Annotated in this window: 12 protein-coding genes; all 12 read left to right on the top strand. The window is 39.1% G+C overall.

All coding sequences use genetic code 11. The features are described from left to right. The first annotated feature begins 1 nt into the window (after position 1). The 12 genes from MKZ24_RS08560 to MKZ24_RS08615 all read left to right on the top strand — a co-directional run bounded on the left by MKZ24_RS08560 (position 2) and on the right by MKZ24_RS08615 (position 22,763). On the top strand, positions 2-745 hold the full coding sequence (locus MKZ24_RS08560; protein ID WP_036694834.1) for a DUF6063 family protein: 744 nt from the start codon (positions 2-4) through the stop codon (positions 743-745). Next, positions 732-5,222 carry a hypothetical protein gene (locus MKZ24_RS08565; protein WP_340782099.1) on the top strand — a complete coding sequence of 1,497 codons (4,491 nt, stop codon included), beginning with the start codon at positions 732-734 and terminating at the stop codon, positions 5,220-5,222. Before MKZ24_RS08560 ends, MKZ24_RS08565 begins: the two co-directional genes overlap by 14 nt. 546 nt (positions 5,223-5,768) lie before the next feature. Beyond that, the gene (locus MKZ24_RS08570; RefSeq protein WP_036694839.1) at positions 5,769-7,430 is read left to right on the top strand and encodes a hypothetical protein; all 1,662 of its coding nucleotides are present in this window, start codon (positions 5,769-5,771) and stop codon (positions 7,428-7,430) included. Between the two features lie 362 nt (positions 7,431-7,792). Further along, positions 7,793-14,098 (top strand): ATP-binding protein, encoded by a 6,306-nt coding sequence (locus MKZ24_RS08575; protein WP_340782102.1) that lies wholly within the window; start codon positions 7,793-7,795, stop codon positions 14,096-14,098. Further along, positions 13,995-14,723, top strand: a complete 729-nt coding sequence (locus tag MKZ24_RS08580; protein ID WP_156949622.1) for a hypothetical protein — start codon at positions 13,995-13,997, stop codon at positions 14,721-14,723. The genes MKZ24_RS08575 and MKZ24_RS08580 overlap by 104 nt, the downstream gene beginning before the upstream one ends. A gap of 224 nt (positions 14,724-14,947) precedes the next feature. Beyond that, positions 14,948-16,318, top strand: a complete 1,371-nt coding sequence (locus MKZ24_RS08585) for an AAA family ATPase (RefSeq protein WP_051493436.1) — start codon at positions 14,948-14,950, stop codon at positions 16,316-16,318. 3 nt (positions 16,319-16,321) lie between these two features. Beyond that, a complete protein-coding gene (locus tag MKZ24_RS08590) occupies positions 16,322-16,831 on the top strand; it encodes a hypothetical protein (RefSeq protein WP_340782105.1) in 510 nt (169 codons plus the stop codon). Continuing rightward, positions 16,828-17,523, top strand: a complete 696-nt coding sequence (locus MKZ24_RS08595) for an RNA ligase family protein (RefSeq protein WP_036694845.1) — start codon at positions 16,828-16,830, stop codon at positions 17,521-17,523. The genes MKZ24_RS08590 and MKZ24_RS08595 overlap by 4 nt, the downstream gene beginning before the upstream one ends. A gap of 1,085 nt (positions 17,524-18,608) precedes the next feature. Continuing rightward, on the top strand, positions 18,609-19,775 hold the full coding sequence (gene ltrA, locus MKZ24_RS08600) for a group II intron reverse transcriptase/maturase (protein WP_340782110.1): 1,167 nt from the start codon (positions 18,609-18,611) through the stop codon (positions 19,773-19,775). A 343-nt stretch (positions 19,776-20,118) separates the two neighbouring features. After that, a complete protein-coding gene (locus MKZ24_RS08605) occupies positions 20,119-20,415 on the top strand; it encodes a hypothetical protein (RefSeq protein WP_340782111.1) in 297 nt (98 codons plus the stop codon). 359 nt (positions 20,416-20,774) lie between these two features. After that, positions 20,775-21,362, top strand: coding sequence for a hypothetical protein (locus MKZ24_RS08610; protein ID WP_036694846.1), 588 nt, complete (start codon positions 20,775-20,777; stop codon positions 21,360-21,362). Positions 21,363-21,455: 93 nt separating this feature from the next. Next, positions 21,456-22,763 (top strand): hypothetical protein, encoded by a 1,308-nt coding sequence (locus MKZ24_RS08615; RefSeq protein WP_235218419.1) that lies wholly within the window; start codon positions 21,456-21,458, stop codon positions 22,761-22,763. Positions 22,764-22,808 lie beyond the last annotated feature (45 nt).

Raw genomic sequence — 22,808 nt, forward strand, 5'->3', positions numbered from 1 at the left:
CGTGACTACAACATCCGAGCAGCTGCACCAAGCCTCTGCCGTTTATTTTCATTTGCTTAAAAACCATATGGTAGATAAAAAACATGACGCGCTTAACCCTTATTTTGCGGATCCAGCTATTCAGGAAGCTGTTCATATTTTTGCGAAACAATCCGGTACGCTTGTACTGGAGACATTTACTAAACTCCACTTGGTAGTGGAGGCCCAGGGAAGCTTATATGCCAGCAATTTCAGTCACTTAAAAGAGAACCACGGAAGGATCAAATCCATCCCTGAAATGTACATGGCTCACCTTTTGCTCATGGTGTTGCTGAGTGAGATCGATGGAGACATGACCATTCGAAATGAACGAGAATTGAGCGGAGTCGGCTTTTACAAGTGGGTTGAATTGATGGACCAAACCTTTGCTAAATGGACTAAAGATTTGACAGAACGACCAGAGCTTGAAGACCAGTGGGGAATCGCCATTACAACGGTTATGGACATTTGGAATGGCAAACATATGCACGACGGGGATGGGAAAATATCAGCAGGTACAAAAACCAAATTTCACTTTTGTATGTTAGCCGCGAAACTGCTAGAGGAAGAAAAGTTGGTACGCCTTTTGGATGATCGGGAACAAACGATCGTCTATCCAACGGACGATCTCTATGAACGATTGGATCTTTTATATCATGACCAGGAACGATTTAAACAGGTAAAAGAAATACTGGCTCTCAGGAGGCCCAACTATGCCAGCCATTGAACATCTTCGCATTGTCGGGGTGCGGTACAATCAGCAACAAAAGATGTATAAAGATCGTACGTTTGACTTACGCTCTAGTCACGCCTTGATGTCGATGATTAACACCGGCGGGAAGGGGGTAGCCCTTCAATGTATCTTTCAAGTTGTGTTGCCGCTAGTTTCGTGGGGCAAAGAAGGAAAGAACCACGTCCGGCATTTCTTTTACGATGATAAAGGTAGGTTTAAACCCTACACCTTTCACGTGGTGTTGGAATGGACTCTGGATACTTTCCCGAGGCGCCATTTGTTAACAGGCATTGCTATAACGGCTCGGTTGGGCCAAAAGAAAGACAATTCGGTCGAACAAGAAGACCCGGTGGAAATCGATTATGTGACGTACACCAAAGAGTATGCAGAGCATGAGTTGTATTCTATCTTCAAGCTACCTTTGTTCGACGATGCAAATCAGACTGTTCTCCCTTTTAAAGAATGGGAGAAGATGCTCGAAGAGTTAGAAATAATAGAAGACTTCAAGATGTTTTCTAATTCGTCTAAGGACAAAAAGAAGTACAAAGATACATTGGCTTCCTATGGCATTCATGACGACGATTGGAATGAAATGGTCAAGATGAACCGGAACGAAGCCGGTATTCAAGACTATTTTGAGCGCATACATCCGAATTCTCGAACCAATACGGGCTTGTTTAAGGATATGATCATCCCAACCATTGCCGAGCAAGTACTGCAAGAGACCGTAGGACAAGGCAATTTGGCCCAGTTGTTTAAAGATGCAGCGGTCATCGCCGAACGCCTTCCTTTGCTTCGCAACCGTGAAGATGCCTACCGTATGCTGATTGAATGGATGGATGTGATCGAGCAAGACTTGCTTCAATACCAGACGGCTCAAAGCGATCTAAAGGGTACGGAACGCCATGGCCGACAGTTAAGACATTGCGTGGAGGCACTTCTAGATCAAACGCAACAAGACCATGAACACTGGACAGTGGAACAGGGCAAAGTATCCGAATGGAAAAAGGAACTTGATTGGCAGGTTAGCAATTTGGAGTACGTCCGCTCACTGAGGGACGAGCGACAAAAGGAGCATACCCTACAAGAAGCCTTCAAAACTCATGATGATGCCTGCGTGAACGTTCGTGAAAAAGAAGTGGAAACATTTAAGGCGAAACGGAATGTGCTGAGGCGAATTCATGACGATTTTTTGTCGGAGCTCGTTCGGTTGGATAAGGAAATCAAGGCTATTGAGCACTCGGCCGAGTATAGGGGAAATCAACAAAAACTCGAAGAATTGACACGTAAAGTTGAAAACCAGTGGTCTGCGGTGCAAAAAGAAATGCTTGAAGTCATGAATGCTTATACTCAGTACCAGAAGTATCTCGAACAAGAAGCGGAGGAGGGCAGATCCAAAAGCCGTCAAGCCCAACAGGAGTTGGTAAACGCTCATATTGAGGTTCGTCGCACTCGAGATTGGCTGGATCGGTTCGAAGCTCGAACCAACACGATTGTGGACCAGTATGGACATGGCGTGCGGTTTGATCCTGTTCCTTTTGTTGAGCATGAACAGATAGAGCAAGAAAAAACAAAGCAGAAGCTGATCCAATGGGAGAATAAAGCAAAATCACTGGATCAACAGCACCGATCTCTCGAGAATGGTGAAACGAGACTAAAATCCGAGTTAAACCGAGTTACTCAAGATACGCACCAGCGGTATACCCAATATGAGGAACAAATCCAAGCGGAGCATAATCTGGCCGCACAAGTGTGCCGGCTACTGCGTGTGGACCGAGAAGAGCATGTGCCTCTGCCCGAATTTTTGCTCTCTCGACGATCCGTTTTGGAGGAACGACAGGACTATTGGAATAAACGGATCACCGAGCTGCGCAAACAGCAGTGGGATATTGAGCAGGTGTTGAGCGTAGACGCTGAACTGGGCGGTTCTGATACGTGGATTCCGAATAAAACGATGGCAGAAACCAAAAGTAAGTTAGAGAGCAAAGGATTTCGCATAGTAAGCGGAACTGAATATTTACAAGATAAAAACGAATCACAACAAGAGTCGTTGCTTCAATCTTTCCCTCTCCTTCCATATAGTCTTATTGTCATGCAAAACGACATCGGTTCTATTTGTTCCTCGAACCTATTTGCAGACGACATTCATACATCTCCGGTTCCGTTATATGCGGCGGAGTTACTGGGTGAGCAGGAGCACAATTTGTTTCACATTGCTTCAAACCGTGCCTATCAACTAGCAAAGGATCCCGAGGCTTGGAAGAGAAAGAAAGAACAGTTGGAATCCGAGCGTCAGTTATTGATTGAACAAATTGGAAAAAGTGTGGATTTTGAAGAGGAACATCGGGAAGTGGCCCAGTCTATTAAAAACCTGCTCTACACGACAACCTCTGTTCGACTTCTTGCGGAATTCGAGCAATTGGATCTTACTCAAAAGGAAATGGATCATCAGCTCCAAAACATTCAGAACGAAATAATAGTATGTCAGAAAGAACTGAAAGAATGCCTGGAAACCGTCGATGCGACACGGCAGGTGCAGGACCAACAAGCCCAAATGTTGCAGGAGCTTATAGACTATGCCGAGTTGTTCTTGGAGCAGGATCAATGGCGCCATGACCACTACTCGGAGGAGCAAAAAGTGAAAGAACTGGAGGTTAAGGATAGGCAAGGAGACGAACAACTTAAACGTTCGAGTCTCTTATCTAGGGAATGGGAAACTGCGTATTGGGAATGGGATACAAAGATGAACCGTATCCTCGAAAAGGTACAACTTTTTATCCCTTCAGCCCTTCTACCGAGGCCGACAGCTTCTGCAATCTCGTCAGTGGAGCCCGTCTTGCAGTGCAACACGTCGTTATTAGAAGAGGATATTGCCGTTTTGAAATCGCTTCGGGATGAGATCGATCAAAACCATATGCAATTGGGCATCCTGCGAAGCAAACGAGTAGAGACTATTGATAAAGGACAAGCAGCACAAAAGAATTTGGTAGACTTCGACTCATCTTGGGAGGATCAACCTTCTCCTACGAGCTCACAAAGCGTGTTGGAACGTAAGGTGACCGATTGTGAGATGGAGTTAACCAAAGCCCACGCTTTGGAGCGAGAGCAAGATATGGCAAAAACGAGAGCAGAAAAAGACGTCGAGCACGCCAGAAATCTTCGTATCCGGCAAGAAAGTCGAGTCAAGAGTCCGAATCCGTGGGAGGAAGAACAAGACCTCGACAAAAAAGAGAGGGAAATCCATTTCAACTTGGAGAGCCAAAAACGACAATCAGATGACATAGTAGCGCAACTTAATGCTACGGATGGCCTCATACGGGAATTAGAGAAGGTATCGGGTTCTTTGCGAATGGTAGATACTGAGGGAAATTGCTTGCCATACGAAACAGGTTTAATAGAATCATTACGAAATCGTGCTCAACAGGTCGTGGAAGAATGGATTAACCAGCGAAAAGCAAAGGTAGCCAAGGCGGATGAAGCCCAACGGCGAGCGCAGAGTACACTGAATCGGTATAAAGGTAAAACAGAGCAATCTACGTGGGACGAAGTCTTAAAACAAGCGGTGTTAAGCGAGTTCCGGAGTTGCGAAGCCACCAGGGACAAAGTGGAGGAATCGTTGGAAGTAGTGGCTGCTCTCCGGGACTATGTACAGTTTGAATTAGAGAAGCAACAAGAAGAAAAGAACTTATCGGAGAAAGCCCGCAGTGATTGGAGCAAACATGCGGCCCGGTTCTGTATCCAAGTCATAGGCAATATAAAAACCATGACCCAGCAAATGACGATCAAAAGCAACCGGGGCGGGTATAAGTTTGAACTGGTTCGATTAAAAAGAGCCGAGCGACTGCCGCAAGCCATCGAAGATATTGAAACTCCGGTTCAAGAGTTTTTTGATAAGACGTTGATCGACCTGTTGGCTGTTCATGAATCCATGGAGCGTGTAGAACTGAAGGCTGTAATTAAACGTGTAAACGCCAGCGATATGGTCTATGCGGCGCTCAACTACTCGTATCCCATCCTTGAAATGTATAACCTGAACACGGATAATACCTTTTTAACCGAGCCTATGCGACCCAATGATTTTGATACATGGGAGACAATCAATAACGGATCTTTTACAAAAACGGCTGGCAGCGGAGGTCAGCTAGTTGCCGCTAGAACTCTCATTGCGATGATGCTAATGACGTTTAAACGCCAGTCTAGTGACAAGCATCGGTCGGTACTCATCTCCGACAATCCTTTTGCCAACGCCATTTCCCCTCATGTCATAGATCCGATATTTGCGATTGCTGATGTGCTGCAGTTCCAATGGGTGGTGTTTACTCCTACCGAGTTGGTCAAGCTGGAAATCTCACAAAAGTTCCCGGTCTATTGTGCATTGGAGCTTGAGAAGCAAGTAAGTGGAAAAGACGTGGTCATCCACCACGTCTATCATGGATTCCGCCAAATCGAGCAAGCCCCGCGGCTGATTTAATTGAAAAATCCCGATTTAGTAGAAATGTTATCAAACTATATCATATGTTTTACTAATAAGTTACTCAAAATTGTATGAGTCATCTAACGTACAAACAGAAAAAGAAAATGCAGGAGTTATTACCTCAGTAAAATGAGGAAAACGAGAGGTTTAAAGCCGCTTAGCAAATTTAGTGCCGTCTCAAGACTCGAGGCGGCTTTTTTCTGTTGTTTGTAAGTTTACGTTAAATGCTTGAACGAGTGCTTATTAGAGCCACATACGAGTCTAACGGTTGAAAGTTTATAGCACGCACAGATATTATGTAGGGAAATAATGGAACGTGTCGAATATAACAGAAAGAAGTTTAAATCCGTGGAAATAAAAAGGAATAAATAAAAATTTGGGTGAAGACTGCCCAGGTATTCATATGACTGTAAATTTTAACCCTGATTTTTCATAAGCATTTCAGACCATGCTACAAAACGGGGAAATATTAATATGGATGTTAGAACTATTTATATTTAAAAAGCTGAATTTTTGAAGTTTTTAACTAAGGAGGATGCTTATATGCAGTGTGAATTTTGTGGGAAGAAGATTCGGTCTACTCCCAATGGACTCGTTTGCAAAAAGTGCGAAGAGGGATCATTTCTTGCGCGTGCTAGCAATTTTGGATATATGCAATGGGTAAAATCACTCGAAGTGAATTTTGATAACTATACCTGGAGAAATGTTAAGATTAGGGTTGCCCAAATGATTAAAGTTATACAGGAAAATTTTCCTGCAAAGGATTTTTCGGAACAAGTAGAGATCCTGGATCAGTCAATTCTCGATGAAATTAATTTAGTATTATCCTTCTACCATAAAGATGATTTAGTTGTAGCGACTTTGTCTATTAAAGAAGCATGCCGGACCAGTATGTTAAACCCGAAGGATTCTGACCATTGGAGTATACAAAACGAATATTCCATGGCTGTTCTTTTGCAACGCGAGATTATGTTAATTGATGATGAATCTTTTATGGGAGCGCCTATTGAAACATTAGATCATGGATATTATGGTTTTATAACTGCTTTGGTGTATGCAAGAGTTTTAATGATGCTAAGGGATAACTATGATAAATATAAATTTTTAAAGCATACTGATAGTTTGATGGAAATGGCTTTTACATTTTATGAAGATGAATCAATGAATAAATATTTTGATAGATATTTAAATGATGGAATCAGTGAAAAGCCGGAAGACTTATTTATTCAAAATATAGAATTAAAAATGGAACTGACTAACCGAGGAATTATATATGAAGAAATTAGAGAAGATATAGTGGAAGAAGTGAAAAAACAATTCGGAGTAACATTCAAAGACCTTAAAGAAGTTTTTAATACAAAAGCCTTGATGCTAGGAAAAAGCGATAACATATTACCCGTAAAAATAACTAGAAAAGATAAACTTATAAATCAAAAAAGAGATGGGAATTTTATTGAAGCATCCATTGATCTTTTTTCAATAAACAAAATACCTAAGTATATATCTTCTCCTTCGGATAGTCACTATGAATTAAGAAGTATTTATGAAGTGGGTGATTTTATTGTATTTGGCGAAATTGACTTAATTCAAAATATTTCAATATTCGAAAAGTTAGTGATTTCAGGGCATTTTTTAACCATGTACAATGATAAAGCAAGTTTGACTTCTGCTTTCAAAAAATCGCAGACTAAACTGAGTAGTTTGTTTGCTTTTAAATTAACAGAATCATTAAGTCAATCAAAGTATATAGTTCCGACTGAAATGAAAAATGGCAAACAGATTGTTCGAGCCGAAATAAATAATATTTTGGGGTACGATAAAAAGAATATTCTAAAGAAAAAAGATGGTATGAATTTAGGAGATATAGATGCAATGGCAATAAATCTTGAAAATCACGAAGTAATACTATATGAGCTGAAATTTTTCAAACCTGCAGTTTCATTTAAAGAGATGCTATACAGTGATAAGAGGAAATTAGTTAATGATGAAATTGTTAGAAAAATGATGAATAGACAGGATGCAGTAGAAGAAAATCTTGATGCTGTTATTGCCTTTATTGGTGGTGATCAAGATATAAACTATACAGTGAAATCAGTTCTTGTAACTATTAGATCAAATTACTATTGTTTTTATGAGGACGTAGGGGTGGAATTTGTCACCTGGAATGAATTACATGATAGTTTGAAAATGCAAGATGCTCAGTAGAGACTAAGAGATTGTTGTAGCAACAACAACAGAATCACCAGGTACGATAATTGGGGATGATTTATATATAACAGGTAATTAATGAGTGGCATTGTCCAGAAATAGTGTTTATGGAATGGATGAATAAGTAGGTGCGGATTTTTTTTAATTGGCACTGCCACCAAAATCGGAAATAGTTGGACACTTAATCATAGGCTTCAGTTAATTTGATACCCTCAGATATAAGGTTGATGAATTTGGCTTCCGTAACGAAGATATAACTTTGAGCTAGCGCTCGTGAATGCGCGAGAGAAAAGATATTCCGCATAAATATCGGACGCAACGATGAACTGAATTGATCTTAGTTCAGGAGGGAATGACTCATGGAAAATGAACTTGTTAGATATTCAAGAGCTGGTGATACTTTTCACTATCGGTGGGCAGCTCGGCGCTGTCTTCGTTTAATTCATCCTAAAACTCAAATGATGTATGTTGTGATTGAAGGATCTAGAGAAAGAAAAATGGCGGGGGAGTATGTAATTGATGTTGCTGAGTACTCGGATTCTCTAACAAAAGAAGGATTCCGGGATGTGGCTTATTATCAATTAAAACATACTACTGTACATAAGAATAATCCATTTAACCTGAGTGATCTCAAGGAAACTTTTGAGGGCTTTTCAGCAAGATTCAAGGAATTCACTACGAACACAACAACAGCTGATAAAGTCACCTTTACTGTTGTTACGAATAGGCCCATAAATCAAAATTTAAAAGATATCGTAAACTCTTTATCAACAGGCAAACAGGTCAAATCTCCGTATACAAATACGCTTTCGAAATATACACAGTTATTTGATGAGGATTTAAAAAAGTTTTGTGTATGTCTTAGATTTGCAGATGGTGAAGGGGATTATAATGCTCAGAAGCATCAACTTCATATAGAAGTATCACAATTGATTGCCGGCAGCATTGATAACCCAGAGTTAGAGAATATTACTGCCTTGGTCCGAGATAAGGCTTTACCTGATTCGGATGGTGTGATTTTTCGGGAGGAGTTACTTGCAAAATTTGGCGTTACCTCTGAAAGAGACCTTTTTCCAGCCCCTCCAGAGTTTGAAACATTAAAAAACGTTGTGCAAAGAGAACAATACATTACCCTTCGGAATATTATTTTATTTTCAGTTGAACCTTTGATTATCCATGCTTCAGGGGGTGTTGGCAAAACAGCATTTGCTCGTGAAGTGATCCATGCATTACCCGCTGGTTCTTTTGGTGTTATTTATGATTGCTTTGGCGGGGGGCGCTATCGTAATCGAAGTGAATTAAGATATCACCATCGCCAGGCATTTGTTCAAGTTGTCAATGAATTGGCTACAAATGGCCTGTGTGATCCATTACTTGTGAATTCAGGAGCATCAGAAACAGATATATTAAGAAAGTTTCTTGAGCGATTAGAAACTGCAGTAACTTCCCTGAAAAAAACAAATAGTGATGCAACTCTAGTAATTCTGATTGATGCAGCTGATAATGCTGAAATGGCCGCGGCAGAGTTTAATGATAATTGCTTTGTCCATGAACTCCTTCGTGAACATATAATCGAGTGTGTTAAAATAGTTGCCCTTTGTAGGACTGAGCGAATTCCTTTGCTCCAACCACAAAGCAACATTAAACAGATTGAGTTGAAACCATTTTCAGAGGAGGAATCTCTTCATTATCTACGAACAAATTATCCGCAATCTTCTGTAGAGGATGGGAGTGAATTCCATAGGCTTACCAGTGGAAATCCTCGTGTACAATCAAATGCATTAAGTATCGATGCAGGTAACATTACTGAAATGTTCGCTAGTCTTGGTAATATTGGAGCTACTGTTGATGAACAGATAGAGAGACAACTAATGTCAGCAGTTGATCTAATTAAAGATAAACTCTACGATAATTACAGAAAACAAATTGATTCCATCTGTATCGGGCTTGCAACTTTACCACCGTTTATTCCATTGCATGTGTTATCAAGGGCCGCTGATGTTGAGGAATCCACTATAAGAAGTTTTGTCGCTGATATAGGACGTCCTTTATGGCTTTCTGAAGACGCAGTTCAGTTTAGAGATGAGCCTGCCGAAACGTGGTTTAGGCAGAATTACGCAGCAAATAAAGAGCAGATAGAGTTCTTTATTAATCAAATTAAAGCATTAGCTAGCGAGAACTCATATGTAGCTTCTGCACTGCCTTCTCTCTTACTACAAGCGGAGAAAAATGCTGATCTTATCGATTTGGCATTGTCAGATAATTATCTTCCTGACAATCTTATTGATAAGCGTAATGTGCGGGTTTACCGTCTCCAATTTGCCTTTAAGGCTGCATTGAAACAAGGAAACTATGTAGAAGCAATAAAGCTAGCTTTAAGAGCTGGTGAGGAGGTAGCGGGCGACAAACGACAAATGGAACTTCTAACAAATAATGTTGATTTAATTGCGCCGCTACAAGATGAACAGCGTGTACAAGAATTTGCATTTCGTCGTTTGTTTGGTGGTTCCTGGAGAGGTTCAGAAAGTGTTTACTCTGCAGCGCTGCTATCCACTGTGAAAAACTTTAAAGGCGAAGCCAGAAGCTTTCTCAGAGCCGCAGAAAACTGGCTGAATTTATACTTTCAAGATAGAGAAGAACAACAAAAGGAAGCACCTTTTCATCATGAACTATTAAAGAACGAAGAGATTATGGAACTAGTTTTCACACATCTTAATGTACACGGGGTTAAAAAAGCCTTTAAATATCTTGTTGGTTGGAGCCCTCCTGAAATTATTTATGATGTTTCCCGGCATCTGTTTAAAAGGCTAGTAGATCTGGGAGAACTATCTACTGCAACACAATTTGCAAAGCTAGGGACACGCAACCAATATCTAGTCATTGCATTTGCTCATGAGTTCTTAAGCATCGGACATATTCCTGACTCTAGTGTGCTCTCAACTTGCCTCGATTTACTTACGACCAAGCGAGCTAGGATTAGAATAAAACAAAGTTCTTTCCAAGATACAACGCTTCAATCTCTTATCTCTTTCCTTGAATCTTGTGCTGCAAATAAATTACCTAAAGAGAACATTATTAGGGTTCTTAATCATTATTATCCTCAAACAGCTTCAAGCTCTATTACAAGCGACTTTAACAATAAAGATCGCGCAGTTTTAATGCGTGCTTGGGCATTGAAAAAAGTTTTACTTTCAGAATTTGAATTTAGAATAAATGAATGGCTCCCAAAAGAACTTCAAGTTCAGGATAGGAATTATGAAAACGAACAAAAGATAAAGGAGATAGATCAGGTTATTGGTGGGCTGTTACCATGGCATTTATTAAGGGCACGTATTATAGCTAAGAATGTTTTAGAATTTGAAAAAGAAATAGGAGAAGTTAGTAAGAGATCAGGATCAGCGACTTCCAGTCGATATAGAGACCATGATAGTTTACCTATGGATATAACTAGAGTATGTTGTGATATTTTAATGTTTCACACCTTTTCTGGACAGATGTCTATCAAAACATTCTATGAAACCTATATAAAGAATAGGGGTATGTTTCTTCCTGATTATTTGAAATTAGTTCGTTCGGCATTTCGATTGGATCATTTGAATGAACTGAAAAGGGATATTGAACAATACTCTTACAGTGCAATTTGTTCTGCAACAGATATTGGTCCTGAGGAAAAAGCAAAGCATTATATTGATCTTGCGCGTTCAATCATTAATGTTAATAAGGATGATGCTGCGGTTTACTTCAATCTCGCCATTGATTCGGTTTCAAAATTTGGAGATGAAATTGTTGAACGATGGGAGACAGTCATTTCCCTGGCAAATCGAAGAAAAGCTAATGAATTTACTTCCTCTGAGTTAGCTTACAGATTTATACGTTGCGCTGAGCTTGTAGGAGAGAATGTGTATCGTGAAAAACACTGGAATAGAAATGAAGCGATTAGAACATGCATTCGGATGTCTCCTGAGATGGGAGTTGCAGCACTGAGCAGGTGGCAAGACCGAGAAATTGGTCGTTTTAATCGTCAATTAGTTGCGGTGGCAGAAGAAATTGTGGAAATGGGTTATGTTGCACCTAGCATCGGATGGTCATTGTCAGCCTTTATGACTGAGTTTGAACTTGTGGATTTTTCATTGAAATGTATTGATAAGGAAACATCAGTTGATTCTCGCAGGTATATCATCAACTCAGTTATTAAAGAACTTAGGCTAAATGGAGCCAGTGGAGAGGTTTGGAATAAGATTAATACGATAGCCCAGAAGCATTCTTTACAAAATAATCAACTGGACGAAGTAAATAACTATACTCAATATACAATTGATAGAGAAGAGAAACCGGTCAATACTGAGGACGCTCATCAGGTAAACTTTGGCTCAGATGAGAGTACTACTGACTGGAATGAGATACTGTATGATTTAGATTTGTTAACTTCAAATGGACTAAATGAAGCTTCTCTTCGTTATAATAGAATTCCTCAAAGACTGCGAAATAAAGGATCTTTGTGGTGTGAAGTATATAATCGAATTTCTGATCATGAAGCGAAGAGGTTTTTAAATGAGCTTATAAAGGTAGAAGAATTAAATATATATGATCTTAATAATGCTCTTTCATTAATTCCAATAAAATGGTTTCACAAGATAAGTATTCAAGTAGAGTGGCCTAAAATAATGCAATTAGTGGGAAATAGATTTGCCGAAGATCTATTGCAAAGAGGGTCAATATCCTTTTTTACTGAAAGATTATATTTAGGGAATGAAAATATACCTCATATAAAAAAGGGGATCATAGGGGGATTAACAAGTCATGGAGATTTAGTTCATGCAACAACATTGTTTGGCTTTGTAACAATAGCATCAGAATTTATTACAACAGAAGAAGCGAACAATTTACTTGAATTCGCACTATCAAGATTTGAATTGCATATTGATCCAGATTATGGTGATGGACCGTGGTCCCAATGGTTGATGCCGCCGGTTGATATGAAAAGTTCATTTACAGGTTTTATTTGGTCTTCTTTAGGTTCTCCAAAAGCTTCAATTCGCTGGCGCGCTGCCCATAGTGTTCGAAGACTTGCAGATGCTCAGTGTATTGAAGAAATTGATTCATTAATAGAATGGATGGAAAAAGATAGTGTTGATTCTTTTGGATCGCATACATTTCCATTTTACAATTTAAATGCAAGACAATATTTATTAATTTCACTGGTACGAATATCAATCGATAATCCCAAAATATTATTACCCTATAGTAATATTTTCTATAAGCACGCCTTACAATTTTCTTTGCATATTCTTATTCAAAAAACTGCAGCTGATATTGGCCTCAATATTGAGAATGCATTTCCGGGGACTTATCCGAAAGAAGTGATCGAATCATTTCATAAAGTAGGAAAGAGTCTGCTAAACAAACTGGAATTAGAAAGGTTTGGAGAAACAAGGGATAGTTATTGGCATGCTAATAAGAAGATCGATACAAATTTAGATTTTTATCATGGGTACGATTTCGATAGCTACTGGTTTGAACCATTGGGAAGAGTGTTCGGTATTTCAAGCAAGCAAGTCGAGGATCTTGCAACGGATGTAGTTATCAATCAATGGAAAATTGGACTTGACGGCGGCCATATAAAAGACCCACGCCATACTATGTGGAGATCTTCGAGTGATCAGGAAAACACCTATTATCATCAAGGGGGATATCCACGGGTATACGATTACAAATTCTATCTGTCATATCACGCTATGCTTACTGTAGCTTCTAAATTGCTGGAGACAATGCCTGTTGTTAATAATTCGGATAGCTATGAAGAGGAAGATGTGTGGAATGAGTGGTTACATCGGCACTCGCTTACACGAAATGACGGTTATTGGTTATATGACCGAAGAGATCCAATTCCTTTGTACAAACGGAACTTTGTAAACACAAGAGACCCTCATTGGCATGAGCAGGTAACAAATGATGATTTTCTCGATGGTATCTTGTGTGAACAACGAGATGAAGAGATATGGTTCAATGTGTTTGGATCCTGGGAAGATAGCGATAGTGAGAGCGTTGAAAGTTTCTATATAACAAGTTCCCTCGTAACAACAGAAGGTGCCCAATCACTACTAAACGCATTGAGTACATGTTCAAATCCTCATGACTTTAAGCTGCCAGATTACGAAGAAGATAGAATGGAAGTGGATTTAGAGCCTTTTAGACTAAAGGGATGGATAGAACAAGAAGAAGCGTATAAGCATCTAGATGAGTTTGATCCATACTCTTCAAATGTAGATTTCCCTCCATATACAATCGGTAATTCAATCGCAGAGAAAATGATGATTTCTGCAGACTATGAGAAACGAGAATGGACTCGGGCCAATGAGAGTAAACCATCAGTAAAATGCCAAATCTGGGCGTTAACTCGTGATAGTCTTGATGATGAGCCGATGCGCCAAGGGAATCGATTAAACGCTTCAATTTCTTTTCTGAAAAGACTCTGTCAGGAATTTCAAAGTGAATTAATAATTGAAGTTCAAATTAGAAGGCAGCATAAAGAAAGGTCATATATGAGGAGGGGAGAGGCAAATGTATATAAACCACCGCGTAGCAAAGTATTTATCTTCTCAGCCGATGGAAGACTCAGAGATACAGAAACGTACTATGAACTTAGGAAAGGCGTTAGTCAATGAGCTGAATTTAGACCCAGGAGTAGATACTCTTGCTCGATGGATGGCCCATTATATTGCTGATCAAATAACCATCGTTGAAAACTCCAGCGGAATTGAAAAAAAGGAAGCAGAAGAACGCTGTTTTGCAACTATACTAAAATTATGGAACCACAGATCGGGCATGCCCGGAGAGAATAAACCATTAATGAATTTTGAACCGATTCTTCAAACTTTAAAACGTCTTGATCCTGAAAATGAGCATCATTTCTTTTTTAGAAATAGAAAGAAAACAAAAGACAATGTACCTGAAGAAGTTCAAAAGTGGCTAGATATAGCAAATGGAATCGATGAAGCAGCACGCGTTTGGCTTAAATATGTTTTCAAGCAGGCGGCATCAGCAGCAACAGACACAGATACATTGGATTGGCTGGAGAATTCTGCAGCACTTCAAGAGGATGATCCTTATTCATTCATACTTCAAGATTTGTACATTGATGATATTTGGGGAGAGACTCAAAATGAAAATGAGAAAAAACGGAAATCTTTAATTAAGAAGATTGAAAAACTGGAGTCTTTTGCAGAATTAAATCAATTGTTGCTGAAGGAAAATAGGGATGAACTTAAAAAGTATGAGTATTGTGAATAAACCATTAAAGAGATTATTATTCACTAAGATAGTTTGCAATTGATTTGAACAAGTAGACGCTGATTATTTATTACTGAGTTGCAAGATTTTATTGAATCATTTTTTCTTAAAAGCTCAATATAATACAAAAATTCACAATGCTTAGCCTTATAATAGTTGGAAATAATAAATATTAGGTTAGTAATAATACATTAAAATTTACCTATTTAAGGAGTGAATATAGTTTGATAAAAGCACTTGGGATGGATAATTTTAAATCTTGGAAAGAACTTAAACCAATAAGGTTAGGGAGAGTAACTCTTCTTTTTGGAGAAAATAGTTCAGGGAAATCCTCTATTATCCAAATGTTACTTTTAATAAAACAAACTGCTGAAAGCTTTGATCGAGCTCAACCTCTTCATCTTGGATCTGCTGAATCATTAGTAGAATTAGGATTGTTTGATGATATTGTATATGAGCACCAAGTTGTTAAAAATCCATTGAAGTTGCATTTAGAGTGGACTCCAGACAACTATGAGCAATTAGATGAAGAAATGAAGCTTGATGTAGAGTTTAAATATATCACAGATATGATAAGAGTAACTAAACTACAATTTGAATTTTTAGTTGATCCTCATATTAAAACTGTGGACCCAGAACTTATAGAGAATGCAAAATTAACGAGATCAACTAAAGGCGGATATGAACTTGAGATAGAGGGGAAGAAAATAGAACAACTTGGGGTAACTAGAGAACTAGCTCCTGTAAAGTTTTATGGATTCCCATCTAAGGCAACTTCAATGTTTCCAGGATTAAATACTTTAAGTTATTCTGTTGATAAACTGGCAAGCGATATTCATTATATTGGGCCGCTAAGACAAATAGCCAAAAGAGAATATGCTTGGTCTGGCTCTTCACCTGACGGAGTTGGAAGAAGTGGAGAAAATGCAATACAGGCAATCCTGGCTAATATAATTGAGCGACGCTCTTGGAGGAAAGCTGAGAAAGAAAAGACGATGAGTTTATCAGATTCTACAGGAGAATGGTTAAAGAGGATGGGACTTATAGATTCTTTTGAAATAAAAAATGTAGGAGGTAGACAGTATAAAGCAGTTGTAACAGTGCCAGGTAGTTTAACTAAGGTTAATGTGGCTGATGTTGGAATTGGAGTGTCTCAAGTACTGCCTATTGTTGTACTTGCTTACTTTGTTCCTGAAGGAAGCATAATTATTTTAGAACAACCTGAGTTACATTTACATCCTTCAGTACAGGCTAAATTAGGAGAGTTCTTTTTTGAAGTTTCTAGTGAGAGAAATATACAATTTATAGTTGAGACACATAGTGAGCATTTATTGACACGTCTCCAAAGAAAAGTTGCAGAAAGGGGTCCAGATGATTTAACAGAGAAAGATGTTCAGTTGTATTTCTCGAAATATTCACAAGGAAAATCATCGATTGATAATTTAAAGATAGACGATACAGGCAAAATAACAAATTGGCCGACTAATTTTTTTGGAGATACAACCTCTGACAGAGAAGCAATTATGAAGGCGATTATTCGGAAAAAGAAACAATTAGCTTCCTCTGAAAACAAAAGTAATGCTGAAAGGGAATAATCGATGAATAATTATATTATAGATACAAATGTATGGATGGTTGCTTCAGAAGAAGGTGATTTTTCCGCTGAGACAATGGATATCTGTAGGCAATTTCTCGAATCAATTAAACAAAATTCCGCAGCAAAAGTTGTGATGGATCAAGCGAGTTTTGATACTAATGTCCCAGGAAACTCAGTATACTATGAACTAAAACGTAACTTGGTAGAAGGAAGTTATGCTCATGATCTTTTTAATAAATATATTTTAAATGAATTTCGCTTTGAATTGATAGAATTAAACTATGATTCAGAAGGCGCTGTTATACCTGGAGGTATTCAAATATTTCAAAGATTCGCAGGTGGTGGAGTTGTTCCTTTTGAACCTAATGATCGTAAATGGATAGCACTTTATCTGAATTGTCCTTCAAATCCTATATTTAATGCTTGTGATAGTGACTGGGAAAATGCTAGAGAAGATTTAATTGCCAATAAAATTAGAGTTCATCAACTATTGACAGGAAATCATATATGAATAACTTCATTAAGTTTACTTCTACTAATCACTTATTTGATTATGGTGGTCATCTTTCAAGAACTGATAAGTTAGTTTCTCCTAATAAAAGAGAACTCTTCTTTGGTCAACCAATAGTGCTAGAGGAAAAAGTTGACGGAGCTAATATTGGATTCTCATTATCTCAAGAGGGGGAAATATTAGTTCAAAATAGAGGGAATTATATTACGGCAAATAGCCATCCACAGTTTAAAATTTTAGATAGATGGATTCAGCAGCATGAAGATGCTTTATTTGATATTCTTGTTAAGGGGTTTATACTATATGGTGAATGGTGCTATGCGAAACACACCATAAACTATGATCGATTACCAGATTGGTTTCTAGCATTTGACATGTGGGATATTAATGAAAATAAATTTTTAAGCAGGCAACGGAGGCATTTAGAATTAAATTTAGCAGGAATTTCAGAAGTTCCTTTTGTCGGGGATTTTGTTGTAACACCGACTGTACTTGAAGGTCTTCTCCTTAGAACAAAATCCAAATTATATGATGGTCCGGTAGAAGGGATTTATTTAAGAGTGGATAATTCTAATGGATATTTATCTGAAAGAGCGAAAATTGTCCGTCCGGGTTTCATACAAAGCATTGAGGAACATTGGACTAAGCAATCATTAATTTTAAATAATTGCATCAATGAAACACTTTTATGAGCGTTAGTTTACAGATCTGACACTCAAAGTAATTGACTAAACTTTCAGTCTAATACTTTATTTTCTGTGAACAGTTTTTGGTATTAAAAAGTTTGGAACCAGCAAAGAAAGTATAGAACCAATGTTTAAAGTGTAAAAACATATTAAACATCATGAGCCGTCCTGCATTTGAGGACGGCTTATTTTTGCGGTGCGCCTCACAGTCGCATCATCTAGGTGGTTCAAATCCACCCGGTAACTTTACCCTTTAAAGTGCCGTAGCCGAAGCAGATATCCGGCAATCGAAGGTTGCACGGATAGGCAGGGTGTCTTCCGTGAGGAAGAATCCGAAGGGCCTGCAGGCAAAGTCCAGCCCGGAATGCAGTGAACCAGAGGTGGCGGCGATGTCGGGCGACCCGCCCGCAAAACGGGGAAGCCTATACGAGAACGTATATCTTACAGGAAAACAACCAAAGGGAAATGACCTGTAGGACTCATCGACGTGATTAGGGTCAGGATGGATGGAATAGAAGGTGCAGATAACTGAGGGAAGTCTCGTAGTCTCCTTGACGTAAACGCGGACAAGGTAGGGGAGGTATAACCTTAAAGGGAAAGCCGAATCGATGGGCTGCGAGATGGCGGATCGTTTCGTAGTAGTGAGTAAATCCGGGCCGATGAAAGCTGGTAACAGACTGGAGGAGAAAACCCGGATGAGTATGCGCCTGGAAAATTTTTTTTTTTGAAGGCGAGCAGCCAGGAAGAAAAAAAAAAAAAGAAGTGGTGTCGCATACCCTGCTCTCACTCCAAAAGAGGAGAGACAGAGGCGAAGGGAACGTGCTTCGTCAAAGCCTGTGAGTGTTCGTGAGTGGAGATCGTAAACGTCTTAAACCAGCGAGGGTTTGACCGAGAGGGTACGTCCCGCCGAGAGCGAAAGAGCGTTTGGGGATGAGGCAAACTGGCGACCTGAGTACATCCAAGGCAGCAGGAGCGATTGAATTTTTTTTTTTTCTAACACGCAGTTGCCGGGATGGAACAAGTAAGGAATCGATCTTTGTAGCGGAAACAAGACCAGCTTGGTGAGTAGCGGTAAAGGTGGTGAAACACCAATGAAACCGAAAAGACGTTATTATTCCTTAATCGATAAGGTTTATCAAATGAACAATCTGTACGAAGCCTGGCTGTCGGTGAAGAAGAATCAAGGAAGTGGCGGTGTAGATGGCGTCAGCATTGAAATGTACGAGAAGAATGTGGGCACGAACCTAAGGGAACTCCAGAGGTTATTGCAGCAGGGGCGCTACGTTCCAAGTCCCGTGAGGCGACACTACATCGAGAAGGAGAATGGGAAGTTAAGGCCGTTAGGCATTCCCACGATCCGGGACCGGGTATGTCAGCAAGCCGTCCGTCAAATCATTGAGCCTATTTTCCAAGAGGATTTTTACTATTATAGCTTTGGCTTTCGGGCAGGATACTCGGCGCATCAGGCCATACGGACCATCCGGCGGGCTAAACGTAACGGATATGAACATGTAGTAGACCTAGACATTGTATCTTTCTTCGATGAAATCCCGCACGAAGGACTCATGGAAAAGGTGCAGGAGAGAATCACAGACGGAAAAGTGCTGACGCTCATTCGCGGATGGCTAACCGCTGGAATCATGGAAGATGATCAGTTCCATGAAACGGAAATCGGTTCTCCCCAGGGCGGGGTCATCTCGCCGCTCTTGGCAAACATCTATCTGAATACGTTTGACTGGGGCATGAAAAAGCAGGGATTTGCAGTGGTTAGGTACGCGGACGATGCCGTGATCCTGTGCAAGAGCAAGGAGCAGGCGAAAGAGGCGTATCTGGTAGCAAAGAAGATCCTGGAAGAAGACCTGCGATTACGGATGCACCCGGAGAAAACCAAAGTGGTGAATTTTAAAGAAGGATTTCGTTTTCTGGGATTTGACTTCAGGAGGAACTATGTGGGCTTGCCGGAAGCGAAAATGAAGAAATATAAGGACAAAATCCGAAACGCAACCCGAAGGCAACAAGGAACCAACCTGGAGGGAATGCTCAAGAAACTAAACGAAATCATCCGAGGATTTGGAAACTATTTTGGGATAGGAGATGTAAAGAAAAAGTTTGAACGTCTGGATAAATGGATGCGAATGAGGGTGCGAGGCTTTATGCGCCACAAGAAATCTACGGTGTCAAACCGGTTGATTCCAAACAAGGTATTGGAATCAGCGGGAATGGTATTTCTAACAAGCTTACTCACCACGCGTTCCTAATTCAGGAGTGAAATAGGCAATCCGGCGACGGATGAAGGAAACTCACTCCTGAAGATGGGGAACTGACGAAGGAAAGCCGTGTGCGGGAAATCCGCATGCACGGTTTGACGGGGAGTCCGAGGGAGTAATCCCTCGTCTTACCCTACCATATAGCATGAATATTCTTTCTGAAGGTAGTAGGAACTTCACAGGATATATTATTGGGTGGAACAGCTTCTTTATTTTTCTATGGGGCAGGGATAGCTAAATAATCTCGCGAATATTCTGCATATAGAGTAATTTATGAAGTTCGTAAATTTGACGTTATAGGAAATTGCCTAAAAGGAGAATAGGAGAGTCCACGATGTCAGATTATATCATGAAAATAATACCAAACCATGAGAAAAGTATACCTCTAATTAAAGAGCGGACTGAACTTGAAAATTATTTAAGAATGGTTACTTCCAACAAAGAACTAATTGATCATCTGTATGATGAAGTAACATTCATAGATTCTGGATCTAATTTTGAAGGGATTAAGTGTAATTTTTGCCTAAAGGAATTAGAAACTGAATGGTGGTCTGATCAAATGGAACTCTGCAGTTTGAGTAATTTCAAAGATATATCCATAACAACACCTTGTTGTAACTCGAACGCATGATTAAATCAACTGGAGTATATTTGGACAGTAGGTTTCGCGAGATATGTTATTGAGATAATGAACCCTAATGAAGATGGTAATTGAAATGGAAAAACTAATAAAAGATAAAATTAATAAATTAATAAGGACACATCACTAGAGTAGCTCTAAGACGCAGGCAACATCCTATAACAATATGTTCACGCATCGGGGCATACGCCCCTCGTTTCCGGAAGGAAAGTCGAGGAGGCAATTGCCGGGACACATCCGCACCACCCAACCGCATCGCGGCCAGTCAATTCGTTCCTTTAGGGTGGTGGGACGTCGTGAACACGGGAACGTTATAGGAAATACATGCAAAGTGCTGATGGGAGAATAATATGCAAAACATTACTAAACAAAATGCAATTAATGAAATAACTGAATTAGAAAAGAGTTTACTTCAAGTACACGCAACACTTTGGAACATAGCTTCCGACAATAAATCAGAAATTAAGGCATCATCCCTATTACATCAGCTTAGATTTAAGAAAATATTTAAGGATCCAATATCGAAAAAACCACAGAATTTTATTGAAACAATTAACCAAACCTATACATATATTATTACATTTAAAGCTATAGTATTTCTTTATGAAAGCAATATTGTTTTACCAACTGATACATTTGATGTGAATATTGGAAGTAAATCTGGCGTTGATTTAAAGACAACAAGCAATCAGTTAGTAGCAGAGGTTTTTACAGCTACAAAACCTTCTGGTAATAGTAAACTTAAAAAAGATATTATCAAAGTACATAAAGAAGCTTTAAGCATAAATTCTTCTTCACCACCTAAACAATTTGTTTTCTTTTATTCGCCCAATATTAAAATAGGTAAGTATCAAACATGGACAATTAAAGACGTTAATAGAAACGATATTACAGCACAATATAGTCATATAGAGGTACATTGTTTGAACATTTTTTGATAGCAAATACAAGAAGGCATGTACATCCTATAGAATAATATTCAAGCTGCGGACCTCGTTGATCAACCATATTGGCAGGATAATATTGAAAGAATGATTGAAATTGAGGGTGTCATAAGAGAAATAAGAACAGTAGAAAATAAATATCCGAATCGAAAAAACAGTAACACATATATTGACACTTTTCAAAAACCGAGTCTTTTTTGTAAAGAGATTCTTAGAGAGTGTGGCCTCGGGAGCATTGAGATTATCGATACACCAGGCGTTTCTGGTAATGTAGAGGCATCCATAATTGCTAAATCTGATATTTATTTTTTTTTAGTAAAACCAGATAATGGTATTGAATCAGAGACGATTAAGAGAATTGTGACAAAAATTAAAGCAGACGTTGCAACTAGTAAAGCAGTCTTTTTGTATAAGAAAGAAGGAATTCTTAATACAAAGAAGAAATTTGAGGCCGCACGAATAGCAATACGTAAAGATATGGCTGCGTACAGCAAATTGTTTGATGATCTTAAAGGAAACATTATTTCTACAGAATTAGATGTTTTAGATCCATCAAGTCACTGCATCCTTTTTCCCACAATGGATGACGATGAAATTATTCTTTCGGAAGAACTGTTTCTTGAAGATATAGAAGTCAAATTGCTTGAAGCATTTAAACCGGAGGATGAAAGCAACAGAGAAGAGGAGTTCAAAAAAATAGTTTCAGAACTGGGGGACCAGGCAGAAAAATTCGTGCTGAGTATCATGAGGAATATTCATGTGCACGGAGTTGGTGCAGGAGAAAAGAAATATACTGTCGAGCAGGTAATTGCGGAACAGCATGATAGAGTCATGACAAAAGACAATTACAGACTCCGAAATGATCTGGATTCTGCTTATTCTCTAGAAAGTAATATATTGGATGATTACTTTTCATCTTTTACGGCTGATGAATATCCAGAAGAATGGCAGCAGATTATCATCAAGTATGTGCATAAAAAACTGACAAATAGCGTTAGAACAGATCGTGGGTTAGGTGTTGGAAACCATCATTGGGAGGAAAGACCTGCTAGAACCATGTTGGTTGAAGAGTCCATTTTAGCTGATAGAATTCTTGCTAACATCCTAGATAAGGACGATAGGTACAAAAATGAACCATATAGAAATGCATTTAGAGATAGTAATATTACCAGTGCAACATGGAATTTTGTCGGGTGTGTAAATGATAATGATGCAGTTACAAAGCTGAAAATCGTCAAAGAGTGCTTTCTTAATATCGATGTGTCATCTCGTCAGGAAATGGTATTGTGCAGATATGTGGGTGGACTTCGAAAAATCGCAGAGAATAAGATCCTTGAAAACATGGGATATACAGAGGATAAGTGCATGGAAGAACTAAAGACCCTGCCTTTCTAAATTGCATTCTTTGAATGGGCTAAACCTCACAAAATTTTTGATCTG

Origin of the sequence: Paenibacillus sp. FSL R7-0297 (assembly GCF_038009025.1) — a bacterium.
Taxonomy (GTDB): domain Bacteria; phylum Bacillota; class Bacilli; order Paenibacillales; family Paenibacillaceae; genus Paenibacillus_AQ.